We start from the raw sequence: 13,218 nt of genomic DNA, 5'->3' as shown, positions 1-13,218 counted from the left end.
GGCTCAGTGCCCGTGCTCCTCGCCGTGGCCCGCCGTGCCGGTGCGGACCGTGAAGGCCGCCGTGTGGACCTTGCCGTCGTGCTTGAAGTCCAGGAAGAGGCGGTAGCTGCCGGGGCTGGGTGCGGTGGCCGTGAAGGAGATGGCCGGGCCGGGCTTCGTGGTGCCGTCGCCGGGCTCGCCGTTGGGGTGGACGTGCAGGTAGGCGAGGTCTCCGGAGCGCAGGGCGACGAGATGGCCGTAGGCGCCGAGGTAGGGCTGGAGGTCGGTGACGGGCCTGCCGTTCCGGGAGACCGTGAGCTTCAGTTCGCCGGCCGCTCCCGTGCGCAGGGCACCGCCCAGCTGCACCTCGTAGCCGTCGACCGCGGCCGTGGTGTTCGAGGCGGGCAGTTCCTGCGGGGCGTAGGTGCCGGAGACGGCGAGGTCCGCGCCGAGGGTGAGGTTCTCGGCGTTCTTCGCGGCCGGGGTGAAGTCGGCGAAGACGCGGTAGCCGCCCGCGCGGGGCAGGGACACCGGGATGCTCCAGGTGCCGTCGGCGGCCCGGGTGGGGTGCAGGTGCCGGTAGGTGTTCAGATCGCGCGAGGCCACGATCAGGTGGAGTTCCTTCTCGTGCTCCCGGCGGTACGCGGTGACCGCGCGGCCCTCGGCGTCCCGGACGGCGAAGCGGAGGGCGGTGGTGCGGCCGGCCGTCATGCGCGGGGTTTCGAGGTCGAGGGTGTAGCCGTTCTCGGAGATCTGGAGGCCGCCCGCGGGCGGTGACGCGTCGTGCCCGGAGTGGCCGTCGCTCTCCTCCGCGTGTGCGTCGTGACGGACCGGCGCCTTGTCCTCGACGACCGGGCCGACGCCCTGGCCCACCCCGTAGGCGGTGCCGAAGGTCGCGGCCAGCGCGGCGGCGAACGCGGTGATCTTCAGTCCTGCGTGCATGGTCGGCACCTCCGCAATGGGTTCTCAACGCACTTCACAGTACCCCCGGGGGGTATAAAGTCAACCCGCCCGTCCAGCTTGCTTCAGATACCCACCAGGGGTATACAGGTATCACAGTCCAACATACCCCTTCCCGGTATCCATGAGGAGCGGCGATGACCACCACCGAACTCTCCATCGGCGGCATGACCTGCGCCTCGTGCGCGGCGCGGATCGAGAAGAAGCTCAACCGGATGGACGGGGTCACGGCCACCGTCAACTACGCCACCGAGAAGGCGAAGGTCAGCCACCCCGAGGGGGTATCGGTCCCGGACCTGATAGCGACCGTCGAGAAGACCGGGTACACGGCGCGGGAACCGGCCCCGCCGGAGCCCGCCGCCGCGGACGACGCCAGGGACGCCGAACCCGATGAACTGCGGCCCCTGCGCGAGCGGTTGGTGACCGCGGTGGTGCTGGCGGTCCCGGTCGTCGCGATGGCGATGATCCCCGCGCTCCAGTTCGAGTACTGGCAGTGGCTCTCGCTGACGCTCGCGGCGCCCGTCGTGACCTACGCCGGATGGCCCTTCCACAAGGCCGCGTTCGTCAACGCCCGGCACGGCGCGGCGACCATGGACACCCTGATCTCGGTCGGCACGACGGCCGCGTTCGGCTGGTCGCTGTGGGCGCTGTTCTTCGGCACGGCCGGCATGCCGGGCATGAAGCACCCCTTCGAGCTGACGATCGCCCGCGGTGACGGGACCGGGAACCTCTATCTGGAGGCCGCCGCCGGTGTCACCGCGTTCATCCTGGCCGGGCGCTACTTCGAGGCCCGGTCCAAGCGCAAGGCGGGCGCCGCGCTCAAGGCGCTGCTGGAGCTCGGCGCCAAGGACGTGACCGTGCTGCACGAGGGCGGCCACGAACAGGTCGTGCCGGTGGCGGAGTTGAAGGTCGGCGACCGTTTCCTCGTACGGCCCGGCGAGAAGATCGCCACCGACGGCACGGTCGTGGAGGGGACCTCGGCCGTGGACGCCTCCATGCTCACCGGTGAGTCCGTGCCGGTGGAGGTCGTCCTGGGCGACTCCGTCACCGGTGCCACGATCAACGCGGGCGGGCGGCTCGTCGTCGAGGCGACCCGGGTCGGCGCGGACAACCAACTGGCCCGGATGGCCCGGCTGGTGGAGGACGCGCAGAACGGGAAGGCCGCCGCGCAGCGGCTCGCGGACCGGATCTCCGCCGTCTTCGTGCCGATCGTCATCGCGCTGGCGCTGGGCACGCTCGGGTTCTGGCTCGGCAACGGCGCCGACGCTGCCGCCGCCTTCACCGCCGCCGTCGCGGTGCTGATCATCGCCTGCCCGTGCGCCCTCGGTCTCGCCACCCCGACCGCGCTGCTGGTCGGCACCGGACGCGGCGCCCAACTCGGCATCCTCATCAAGGGTCCCGAGGTCCTGGAGTCCACACGGAAGGTCGACACCGTCGTCCTCGACAAGACCGGCACGGTCACCACCGGCCGGATGACCCTGCTGGCCGTGCACGCGGCCTACGGCACCGACGAGGCCGAAGTGCTGCGGCTGGCGGGCGCCTTGGAGCACGCGTCGGAGCATCCGGTCGCCCGTGCGGTCGCGGACGGGGCGCGGGAGAAGCTGGGCTCACTGCCCGCGACCGAAGACTTCGCTAACGTCCCGGGGCTCGGTGTGCAGGGTGTCGTAGACGGGCACGCGGTGCTCGTCGGGCGGCAACAGCTGCTCGCCGAATGGGCGATCGAGCTGCCCGAGGAACTGCTCCTCCTGAAGGCCACGGCGGAGTCGGCCGGCCGTACGGTCGTCGCGGTCGCCTGGGACGGCGAGGCTCGGGCGGTGCTGGAGGTCGCCGACGCGGTCAAGGAGACCAGCAGGGAGGCGATCGCCCGGCTGCGGGGGCTCGGGCTCAGGCCGATCCTGCTGACCGGGGACAACCGGGCGGTGGCCGAGTCCGTCGCCCGCGAGGTCGGCATCGCCGCCGGGGACGTGATCGCCGAGGTGCTGCCACAGGACAAGGTCGACGTCGTCAAGCGGCTTCAGGGCGGGGGGCGTTCGGTGGCGATGGTGGGTGACGGTGTCAACGACGCGGCCGCGCTCGCCCAGGCCGACCTGGGGCTTGCCATGGGTACGGGTACGGACGCGGCGATCGAGGCGGGGGATCTGACGCTCGTGCGCGGGGATCTGCGGGGTGCGGCGGACGCGATCCGGTTGGCCCGGCGGACCCTGGGCACTATCCGGTCCAACCTCTTCTGGGCGTTCGCCTACAACGTGGCGGCGTTGCCGTTGGCGGCGGCGGGGTTGCTCAATCCGATGCTGGCCGGGGCGGCGATGGCGTTCTCGTCGGTGTTCGTGGTGGGGAACTCGCTGCGGTTGCGTTCTTTCCAGGCCGTGCGCCCAGGAGCTCGGTAAGGGTTGCCTCGCGGGCGGCTGCGGGTGATATGTGGCTGGTCGCGCAGTTCCCCGCGCCCCTGGGCGAGCCTTCGGCTCGGCAGGGGCGCGGGCATCAGGAGAAAACCTCAGCGGAATTCGGCGCCTTGTCGGACATCAACAGCGGTTAGTGCCAGTGCCAGTGGGCCGGGGACCAGGAAGGCCAGGGGGACCAGCATCCAAGAGCACAGTGCTGCCGTCGCGACTGCGAGGAGTACCAGGGCGCTGCCCCCTATGTCCTGTAGCGCGTCCCGGGATGCCTCTCGCACGGCGGCAGGCCAATTGGTGAGGGACTCGGGGCGGGCGCAGGATCTGAGGCCCACCACGAGGGCGGCCGTGCCGATGGCGGCGGCCACCACGGCGAATGCCGGTGCTCCCGGCAGTCCGGCACCGGCCAGCGCCAGGTCCGCCAGGAACAGCAGCGCACCCAGCAGGGCTACCGCGCCCGCCGCCAGGTCGCCGGGCCGTAGGCGTTGTCGTAGCACCGCCAAGTACCGCCCAGCGGTGGCCGGTTGTCCCTCCCCCGCGCCCCGCAGGACCGCGCACGCGGTCGACAGGGCGGCGGGGATCGTCACAACGGGCAGGCACACCAGCGCGGTTGCCAGGCCGACGCTGAGGGTGTCGGCGAACAGGGTCATCCGGGGGCCGAAGACCTCACCGGGTTCGCGTGTGCGCATGCCCGTCATCCCTTCAGTCCGGAGCTGGCCATGCCCTCCACCAGGAAACGCTGGAAGGCGAGGAAGAACAGGACGATCGGCAGCAGGGCGATCACCGACATGGCGAACATCGGGCCGAACGCGGACTGGCTGGAGGCGTCGACGAAGGACCTGAGGGCGAGGGTGAGCGTGAACTTGTCCGGGTCGAAGAGGTAGATGAGCTGGGTGAAGAAGTCGTTCCAGGTCCAGATGAAGGTGAAGATCGCCGTGGTGATCAGCGCGGGCCGGGTCAGCGGGAGGATCACGCTGAAGAAGCTGCGGAAGGGGCCGCAGCCGTCGATCCGGGCCGCCTCCTCCAGCTCACGCGGCAGACCGCGCATGAACTGCACGATGAGGAAGACGAAGAACGCCTCCGTGGCGAGGAACTTGGGCAGGATCAGCGGCCAGTAGGTGTTCACCAGGCCGAGCTTGTTGAAGATGATGTACTGCGGGATCAGGATCGCGTGGTGCGGCAGCATGATCGTGGCGATCATGAAGGCGAACAGCGGGCCACGGAAGCGGAACCGCAGCCGCGCGAACGCGTACGCGGCGAGCGAGCAGCTGATGACGTTGCCGAGGACCGCGCCGCCCGCGATCAGCAGGGAGTTGGAGAGCAGCCGCCAGATGGAGACGTCGCCCACGCCCTCGAAGGCGGTCTCGTAGTTGGACCACTCCAGATGGCTGGGCAGCAGGTCGAGGCTGGCGATGACCTCGTTCGCGGGCTTGAGCGAGGTGGCCAGCAGCCAGGCCAGCGGGTAGAGCATGACGAGCAGGGCGGCGAGTGCGCCGAGGTGGAGGGCTATCCGGCCCCAGCGAACGGGCTTGCGGGCAGCGGCACTTGAGACGACGGTCATCGGTCCCCCTCGGACGCGTAGAAGACCCAGGAGCGGGACGTGCGGAACAGCACCGCCGTGACGATGCCGATGACCAGGAGCAGCGCCCAGGCCATGGCGGAGGCGTAGCCCATGTGGGAGGCGACGAAGCCCCGGTCGTAGAGGTACATCGTGTAGACGAGGGTGGAGTCGGCGGGCCCGCCCTTGCCGGCGCTCACCGCGAAGGCGGGGGTGAAGACCTGGAAGGCCTGGATGGTCTGGAGGACCAGGTTGAAGAAGAGGACCGGGGACAGCATGGGGACGGTGACCGACAGGAACTGCCGCCACTTTCCCGCTCCGTCGACGGCCGCCGCCTCGTACAGCTCGGTGGGTATCTGTTGCAGGCCGGCGAGGAAGATGACCATCGGCGCCCCGAACTGCCAGACGGTCAGCAGCGCCACGGCGAGCAGCGCCCAACCGGGCTTGTTGACCCAGCCGCCGGTGCCGAAGAGGTGGTCGACGGTACCGCCGTCGTTGAAGATCGCCCGCCAGACCAGTGCGATGGACATCGAGGCGCCGAGCAGCGAGGGGGCGTAGAACGCGGACCGGTAGAAGGCCTTGCCCCGCTTCATGGACTTCAGGGCGAGCGCGACGACCAGGGCCAGTGCCAGCTGTGTCGGCACGGCTATGACGACGTACAGCAGGGTCGTGGTGACCGAGCGCCAGTACCGCGGGTCCTCGGTGAACATCTGCGTGTAGTTGCGCAGGCCCACCCAGTGGGGCGGGTCGAAGAGGTTGTAGTCGGTGAAGGACAGGTACAGCGAGACGGCCATCGGCAGCAGGGTGAGGACGGTCGCGCCGAGGACCCACGGGGACAGGAACACCCAGGCGGCGCCCTGCCGTTCGCGTTTGGGGCGGCGCTTCGGGGTGGTGGCGGTGGCGGGCTTCGCGCCCGTCGGGATCGCGGTGGTGGTCATGACCTCAGCTCCGCCTTCGCCTCGGTGACGTAGTTCTCGGCCGCCTCGCGGGGTGACATGCGCTCGTAGGAGACCTGGTCGTAGTCGCGCTGGAAGGTGCTCTGGAGGGCGTTGTCGCCGGAGGGCGGGGCCTGCGGCGGGTCCTTCAACTTCCCTCCCACGGACGCCTGGTAGTGGGCGACGGTCTTGTCGAAGTCCTTGAGCAGCGGCGCGGTCCGCACGCGGATGGTCTCGTTGACGGGGATGCCGCGCGTGGCGCCGAGGATCTTCGCCGCGTCCTCGTCGTTGAGCAGGAAGTCGACGAGCTGTGCCGCCTCCTTCGCGTGCGCGGTGTGGGCGCCGACTCCGAGGAACATCGACGGCTTGAAGTACTGGCCGGGCGTGCCGTCGGAGCCGGAGGGCATGGGCGCGAGGGCGATGCCTGTGGGGATCAGGGCGAGGTAACCGCTGGAGGGGGCGTCCCAGTTGAAGTCGGCGGTCGCCTTGCCGCGGCCCAGCGGGGTGTTCTCGACGGAGCCGTCGAGCTGGGTGGTCTGCTCGGCCGGGGAGACGGCTCCCTCGCGCCGGAGCCGGTCGGTGAAGGTCCACCACTCGGTCACGTCGTCCGCGGTGAAGCCCAGTTCGCCGTCCGCGGTGTAGAGGGCCTTGCCGCGACCGCGCAGCCAGACCTCGAAGGCGTCCTCGCTCTGGCCGGGGTCGGTGGCACCGGGGCGCCCGGTCTTCTCGGCCAACTCCCGCATGGCGTCGGCCCATTCGGACCAGGTCCAGGCCGCACGCGGGAGCGGTACGCCGGACTGCTTCCACGCCTTCACGTCGTAGACGACGGTCTCAGTGCCGCGGCCCTGCGGAACGGCGTACTGGACGCCGTCCACACGGCCGGTGGCGAGCAGTCCCTGGTCGATCTCGGAGGTGCGCAGGGCGGCCTTCTGCTTCGCCAGGTCCAACAGCACGCCACCGGAGGCGTATTGGTCGATCTGGCGGTAGTCGAGCTGCATCACGTCGGGCGCGTCACCGCCCGAGGCCTGGACGGCGAGCTTCTGCCTGTAGGCGTCGTACCCCGAGAACGACGTCCGCACCTGGACGTTCGGGTGCTGTTTCTCGAACAGGGCGACGGCCTGCTCGGTGCGTTCCGCGCGGTCGGGGTTGCCCCACCACGTGTAGCGCAGCACGACCTTGCCGCCGCCGACCGTCTCCCCGGATCCTCCGCAGCCGGCCGCCAGCGCGCAGAGCGCGAGTGCGACGGCCGAAGCGCAGAACCCCTTTGTCCTGTGTCCGGGCATGCCGAGGTCACCTCATCCCTTCCTCGGACTTTCTACGGCCCCCCTCGAAACTCCCCCCTTGAACTCCCCCTGGAGCAGAGGGTGTTACTCGCCGCGGTACGGCAGTGTCGTACCCGGCAGGTTGTACTCGTCCCGGCGGCCGCACATCCCGAAACCGCCGAGCCGGGTGGGCGCCGCCTCGTGAGCGGTCGCCTCGTCGAGATACGCCGGCTCGCCCGCCGCGAGGGCGTCGAGCTGGGCGCCGGTGCGTTCGGCGGTGGCAAGCGCGCCCGCCCGCCACAACTCCCGCCAGTTCGGCACCTTCTCCCGGATCAGCCGGGCGGCGGCCCGCTGGAACTCCCGGTACGGGCCGACGTCACCGGCGACCAGGGCCGCGCGCAGTCCGAGGTAGCCCTCGACGGCGAGGTCCCGGCGCCGCCGGGCCGCCGCTGCCGTCTCCGGCCCTGTGCCGGGCGGGAGTTGGGCGGCCTCGGCGTACCGCGATGGGTCCGCGAGCACCTCCGGCGGAAAGGTGAACACGGCGTCCCCGGCCTCGGGCAGACCGCTGTTCTGCATCAGCACGGTGATGCGCAGATCGCCGCCCTGCACCATGCGGTGCACGGTGCCCGGGGTGAACCAGGCGATCGAGCCCGGCTCCAGGGGGATCTCCCGGTAGCCGTCCGGGCTCAGCGTCTGCACCGCGCCCCGGCCGCCGGTGACGACGTACGCCTCCGTGCACACCAGGTGCAGATGCGGGCTGCCGCCGCAGACCCCGTCGGCGGCCTCCCAGTCGTAGGCGCTCAGATGGGAGAGGCCGACGGCGCCGGGCAGCGGGTGGGGCAGCTCCGGCTTGGGCACCATGGGGGGCTCGGTCACCACGACAGCCCCTCCAGGTGCTCACCCACCCGTTCCGCGTCCCAGGCCCCGTCGGCCACCACCAGCCGGTAGCGGTAGGCGAAGGACTCCCCCGGCGCCAGCTCGAACTCCTCGAAGAACGCCCAGGAGAACGCGACCGTCGGGAAGGGCTCGGAGCGTACGAACCAGTGCGACTCGTGGATCGCGTGCGACGGATCGAGGTTCTCGGGGGCGTGCGCGAAGACGAGGGTGGAGTGGGCGTCCACGTCGTCGTGCTCGGTGGTGAAGGCGAGCCAGGGGCTCTGGCTGCCCATCAGCTTGTCCGCGTCGGCGTCGGTGTCCGGGGCGACGACCGTGCCGCCGGTGAAGTCGCGCGGGCCGCGCCACTGGAGGCCGGTGTAGCCCGCCATCTCACGGCCCGCGGTGGTCGGCGAGCCGAAGCGCAGCGGCTCGGACCGCAGGTTGGTCAGCCGGATCGACCAGTCGAGCGCCCAGGAGCCGGCCGTCTCGTCGACCGAGTGCACGGCCAGGCCGCGCTCCTCACGGGCCCACTCCTCGCCGCCGTTCTCCACCCAGGTCAGCGCCTCCGTGACGTCCAGCCGGGACGCGGAGGCCGTGAACGCGGTGAAACCGTCGTGCCGCATCGAACCGACGCGCTCGGGCAGCGGCAGATAGCCCTGACCGTGGATGTAGCAGTTGCCGCCCCAGAAGTTCTGGCCGGAGAGATGACTCGCCGTCATCTGCAGGCCCTTGTGCCAGCGGTGGTCGTTGGGCCGGTAACCCGTGACCGTGCGGCCGGCCAGGGTGCGCACCGGGTGGGCGTAGGGCTTCTTGGCCTCGAAGGCCTCGGGGTCGGGTCGGTAGACGTAGCGGAGGATCTCCGTGCCGTTCGCCGCCTCGACGGCGATGTGCTCGCCGTGGACGTGGCTGACGCGGATGCTCATGCGCGCTCCTTGGGGGCCCAGTGGGGGTGGTCGCCGTGCATGGCCTGGTAGTAGGGGTCGCCGGGCCCGATCTCGCCCGCGAGCACGGGAGCGCCCGTGAACGCGGCCTTGTAGAGGGCGGCGGCGAACTCGAGGGTCGCACGGGCGTCGGTGCCGCTGCCGGGAGGCCTGACACCGTTGTCGTACGCGTCGAGCAGCGTCGCGAGCTGGGCGGTGTGCGAACTGGGCACGTCGGTGGGGGGCGTGCGCCAGGCCTCGGCGCGGTCGGCGGCCACGTGCGGGGCGGGGGTGTAGACCCAGTCCTCGTTGCGGTGGCCGTACAGATGGGTGAGTTCGACGGTCGCGTCGGCGCAGTCGATGCGGATGCGGCTCACCTCGTCGGGTGAGAGCACGCTGTTGACGACGGTGGCCAGGGCGCCGTTCTCGAACCGGACGAGGGCGGTGGAGACGTCCTCGCTCTCGGTGTCGTGGACCAGCCGGGCGGCCATGGCGCGGATCTCCGCCCACGGGCCGAGCAGGTCCAGGAGAAGGTCGTACTGGTGGATGCCGTGGCCCATGGTGGGGCCGCCGCCCTCGCTGGCCCAAGTCCCGCGCCACGGCACGGCGTAGTAGGCGGCGTCCCGGTGCCAGGTGGTCTGGCAGTGGGCGACCCGGGGGGCGCCCAGCTCGCCGCTCGCGATCAGCTCGCGCGCGTGGACGGCGCCGGAGCCGTAGCGATGCTGGAAGACGACGGAGGCGTAGGCGCCGGAGGCCTCCTCGGCCGCGGCGATCTCGTCGTACTCGGCGAGGGACAGCGTCTGCGGCTTCTCGCACAGCACCCAGGCGCCCGCCTTGAGCGCGGCCACCGTCTGCTCCCGGTGCAGGGAGGGCGGGGTGCCGATCAGGACCAGGTCGGGGCGTACGGCGTCCAGCATCTCGTCGACCGAGGTGAACCCGGCGACCTCCGCGCCCGCGAGGTCGCGGAAGGCGTCGAGTCTGCCCTGGTCCACGTCGACGGCGGCGACCAGTTCGACCCGCTCGGCGTGGGCCCTGAGCGCGGGCAGGTGGCTGCCGCTGACGATGGCGCCGGTGCCGACGACGGCGACCCGGCGGCGGGCTGGACGGGACATATACGGGTCCTCCTCGGGCGTCCGCAAAGGGGGACGCTGACGTGCGGGGAAAGCGCTTGCCCTCCAGGGGTCGACCCTAGATCCCCGCCGATTGTCCTAACAAGACCCCGTGCCGCGATATCGGTGAACACGACACGCACGCAATTTATTTGCTTGACTCAAGTAACTCCAATATGCTTGCCTAACTCAAGCAAAAGGGGACGGCGAGTGCGGCTCTCAGCCCAGACATCGAGGAGGAACTCATGGGACATACCGTGGCGAGACTCGCCGTGGTGCCGCTCGACAGCGAGCGGGCGCAGGACCCCGCGGTCACCGGCGCCAAGGCCGCCAACCTGGCCCGCTCGGCGGTGGCCGGGCTGCCGGTCCTGCCCGGTTTCGTCCTGGTCCCCTCCGACCGGGCGCCCGGGGCGGCCATAGGCGAGGAGGCCGTACGCGACGCCTGGCGGGCGCTCGACGCAGGGGCCGAGGCCCTCGTCGTCAGATCCTCCTCCGCGCACGAGGACACCGAGGACTCCTCGATGGCGGGCCGCTTCGACTCCGTGCTGGACGTGCGCGGCTGGGAGGCCTTCACGGCCGCCGTGCGGACCGTGCTGGACTCGGCCCGGCGGGTGCGGCCGCTGCGCCCCACCGAGGAGGCGCCCGGGGACGACGGGATGGCGGTCCTGGTCCAGCCGATGCTGCGGGCGGCCGTAGGCGGTGTGATGTTCACCGCGGACCCGGTCGCGGGCCGCACCGACCGCATGCTGGTGAGCGCGGTCGACGGCAGCACCCAGGGCGTGCGCTACCAGCTGACGCGCTTCGCCCGGCTGGTGCGCACCGAGCCCGCCGAGCCGGCCGGACAGCGGCTGCTGACCCACCGCCGCATCACCCGGTTGGTGACGCTCGCGAAGAGGACCGAGCGGGTCTTCGGCGGACCGCAGGACATGGAGTTCGGCTTCGACGCCGACGGGAAGCTGTGGCTCTTCCAGGCCCGCCCGATCACCGCGATGTCCGCCCGCCCCGCGCCCGGGGCCCGGCTGCTGGGCCCCGGCCCGGTCGCCGAGACACTGCCCGGGGTGCTCCAGCCGCTGGAGGAGGACCTGTGGGTCACACCGATGTCCCACGGTCTGACCCTCGCCCTGGACATCGCGGGCGCGGCCCCGCGCCGCACGCTGCGCAAGCTGCCGGTGGTCACCACCGTGGGCGGCCGGGTCGCGGCCGATCTGCGGCTGCTGGGCGCGGTGCCGTCCGCGCACCCGGTCCTGGACTTCATCAACCCGGCGCCGGGGGCACGCCGGGCCGGAGCCGCCTGGCGGATCGGACGGCTCACCTCCGCGCTGCCGCTGCTGGCGACCGACCTGATGGCGGACGTGGACCGCGCTCTCGCCGACATCCCGGAGACCGGCCAACTGCTCGGCGGACAGCTGCTGGACGCCGTGTCGTGGGGGCGCGAGGTGCTGTCCTCACTGCACGCCCAGGAGTCCCTGGCCGGCGCGCTGCTCGGCCCGGGTTCGGGGGCCACCGGAGCAGGTGAGGCGCTCGCCGCGCTCGCCGAGGGCCGCTCCCGCGGGCTCGACGAGGAGGAGCTGCTGGCCCGGCATCCGGTCCTGATGGCCCTGCTGCCGCCGACCCTCGGCGCCCCCGCTCCGCTGCCCGGCCACACCGGCTGGACCGCGCTCCCCCGGGGCGTGGGAGCGCTGCCGGTGCGCGAGGGGCTGCGACTGCGCATCCGGTGGGTGCAGGAGATGCAGGCCCGGATGGTCCGCGAACTGGCCGTCCGGCTCCGCGCCGGCCAGTGCGCGCCCGGGCTGTCCCGGCTCGCGCTGCTCAGCTGGGAGGAACTGGTTCTGGCGACCGAGGAGGGCGTGCTGCCCGAGGATCTGCACGAGCGGGTGCCGCGCACCCCGGACGCCGATCCGCTGCCCGCCGCGTTCCGGCTGGCCGACGGGGTGCCGGTCGCCGAACTCCCGCCCGGCCGACGGAATTCGGGCGACGGACAGGGCGCCGGCGGCGGCTTCGGCACCGGGATCGCCTGGGACGGGCGCGGGGAACGCCCCGAGCACGCGGTGCTGGTGGTGCGCTCGCTCGACCCGGCTCTTGCGCCGGTGCTGCCCGGACTCGCCGGGCTGGTCGCGGAGACCGGCAGCGCGCTGTCCCATCTCGCCGTGCTGGCCCGTGAGTTCAAGGTCCCGACGGCGGTCGGCGTGCCGGGCGCGGTGGACCGCTTCCCGGGCGGTGTCGCGCTCACGGTCGACGGCGCCACCGGCGCGGTGACCCAGCAGAACGCCGAGAACACGCAGGGAGAGGAGTCGGCGGCATGAAGAGCGTGAGAATCGTCGGGTATGCCTTCGGCGGACTGTCCGCCGCCTACGCCGGCTACTACATGGTGCTCTACCTGACCCGCTGGGAGTGGCAACGTGCCCTGATGTCCGGGGTGTTGCTGCTGGTGGTCGAGGTCTTCCTCGCGACCGTCGTCCTGCTCACCCGGTTCTCCCGGCTGGAGCAGCGGATGGAGCAGTCCGAGGCCCGCGTCGAGGAGGTGCGCCAGCGGCTCCAGCAGACCCGGGGACCGCATCCGAACCGGTTCCGCTGGATGAGTTCGGCCCAGATGCAGGAACTGGACGGCACCCAGCACACGTTCGTGTTCGTGCCGGTCCTGATGGCGGCCGGGGCCGCGCTGTCCGGCATCGCAATGGTCCTCCAGAAGCTGGCGGGCGCCACCGCCCGGCCGGGCGCGGAACGCCGACTCGCCGGACGCCTGGCCGCCCTCACCGCGCCACCGCTCGGACCGAGGGTCGGCCGTACGGCCTTGGAGGGCCGCCCGGCCGTGCCGCCCGCCCGGACCCGGACCACGCTGGTGGGTGTCGGGGCGGCCGTCGCCGGACTGGTCCTGGTACCGGTGCTGTGGACGGCGCTGGCCGACGCGACCCAGACCCGCGCCGAGGAGACCCCCGACGCGGCGGGCACGACCATGGTCTTCCGTGTCGAGACGACCGCCGCCGGCGGCGACACGGCCCTGCGGCTGGCCGCACAGGACCTCTGGGAGACCTGCCGCCGCTCCACCGCCGCCCAGAACGACCGGGCCACGCTGAGCCGTCTGGAGGACGGCGTCTACAGCGCGGTGATCCGGCCCGCCCTGCCCGATCACGACGTGATGCGGCTGCGGGGGTGCATCGAGGACGCGAGCACCAACCGGACGAGTGCGGTGGTGCTGGGCGAGGGGCAGGCGCACACGCGGAGGTGA

At 71.9% G+C, this 13,218-nt stretch carries 11 protein-coding genes; 3 read left to right on the top strand and 8 right to left on the bottom strand.

All coding sequences use genetic code 11. The features are described 5' to 3' along the window. Positions 1 to 3 precede the first annotated feature (3 nt). Positions 4 to 921: a hypothetical protein gene (locus tag ABZ896_RS14210; protein ID WP_360927125.1), complete on the bottom strand. Its 918-nt coding sequence runs from the start codon at positions 919 to 921 to the stop codon at positions 4 to 6. A gap of 155 nt (positions 922 to 1,076) precedes the next feature. Between ABZ896_RS14210 and ABZ896_RS14205 the strand changes: the two genes are divergently transcribed. Next, a complete protein-coding gene (locus ABZ896_RS14205) occupies positions 1,077 to 3,326 on the top strand; it encodes a heavy metal translocating P-type ATPase (protein ID WP_360927123.1) in 2,250 nt (749 codons plus the stop codon). A gap of 107 nt (positions 3,327 to 3,433) precedes the next feature. Here the strand turns inward: ABZ896_RS14205 and ABZ896_RS14200 are convergent, their stop codons facing one another. The 7 genes from ABZ896_RS14200 to ABZ896_RS14170 all read right to left on the bottom strand — a co-directional run bounded on the left by ABZ896_RS14200 (position 3,434) and on the right by ABZ896_RS14170 (position 9,995). After that, a complete protein-coding gene (locus ABZ896_RS14200; RefSeq protein ID WP_360927120.1) occupies positions 3,434 to 4,030 on the bottom strand; it encodes a hypothetical protein in 597 nt (198 codons plus the stop codon). Then, on the bottom strand, positions 4,027 to 4,893 hold the full coding sequence (locus ABZ896_RS14195) for a carbohydrate ABC transporter permease (RefSeq protein ID WP_360927117.1): 867 nt from the start codon (positions 4,891 to 4,893) through the stop codon (positions 4,027 to 4,029). Before ABZ896_RS14195 ends, ABZ896_RS14200 begins: the two co-directional genes overlap by 4 nt. Continuing rightward, positions 4,890 to 5,828 carry a sugar ABC transporter permease gene (locus ABZ896_RS14190; RefSeq protein ID WP_360927114.1) on the bottom strand — a complete coding sequence of 313 codons (939 nt, stop codon included), beginning with the start codon at positions 5,826 to 5,828 and terminating at the stop codon, positions 4,890 to 4,892. The genes ABZ896_RS14195 and ABZ896_RS14190 overlap by 4 nt, the downstream gene beginning before the upstream one ends. Further along, positions 5,825 to 7,108: an ABC transporter substrate-binding protein gene (locus ABZ896_RS14185; protein ID WP_360927111.1), complete on the bottom strand. Its 1,284-nt coding sequence runs from the start codon at positions 7,106 to 7,108 to the stop codon at positions 5,825 to 5,827. The genes ABZ896_RS14190 and ABZ896_RS14185 overlap by 4 nt, the downstream gene beginning before the upstream one ends. A gap of 84 nt (positions 7,109 to 7,192) precedes the next feature. After that, positions 7,193 to 7,948: a cupin gene (locus ABZ896_RS14180; RefSeq protein WP_360927179.1), complete on the bottom strand. Its 756-nt coding sequence runs from the start codon at positions 7,946 to 7,948 to the stop codon at positions 7,193 to 7,195. Between the two features lie 11 nt (positions 7,949 to 7,959). Next, a complete protein-coding gene (locus ABZ896_RS14175; protein WP_360927109.1) occupies positions 7,960 to 8,886 on the bottom strand; it encodes a PmoA family protein in 927 nt (308 codons plus the stop codon). Next, positions 8,883 to 9,995: a Gfo/Idh/MocA family oxidoreductase gene (locus tag ABZ896_RS14170; RefSeq protein WP_360927106.1), complete on the bottom strand. Its 1,113-nt coding sequence runs from the start codon at positions 9,993 to 9,995 to the stop codon at positions 8,883 to 8,885. Before ABZ896_RS14170 ends, ABZ896_RS14175 begins: the two co-directional genes overlap by 4 nt. A gap of 242 nt (positions 9,996 to 10,237) precedes the next feature. Between ABZ896_RS14170 and ABZ896_RS14165 the strand changes: the two genes are divergently transcribed. Together ABZ896_RS14165 and ABZ896_RS14160 are read left to right on the top strand one after the other, a co-directional pair. Continuing rightward, positions 10,238 to 12,295, top strand: a complete 2,058-nt coding sequence (locus ABZ896_RS14165) for a PEP/pyruvate-binding domain-containing protein (protein ID WP_360927103.1) — start codon at positions 10,238 to 10,240, stop codon at positions 12,293 to 12,295. Further along, on the top strand, positions 12,292 to 13,218 hold the full coding sequence (locus tag ABZ896_RS14160; protein ID WP_360927100.1) for a hypothetical protein: 927 nt from the start codon (positions 12,292 to 12,294) through the stop codon (positions 13,216 to 13,218). Before ABZ896_RS14165 ends, ABZ896_RS14160 begins: the two co-directional genes overlap by 4 nt.

Origin of the sequence: Streptomyces sp. NPDC047072 (genome assembly GCF_040643855.1) — a bacterium.
Lineage (GTDB): Bacteria > Actinomycetota > Actinomycetes > Streptomycetales > Streptomycetaceae > Streptomyces.
The sequence above is the reverse complement of the archived record's forward strand: the minus strand, read 5'-3'. Positions and strand labels throughout refer to the sequence as shown.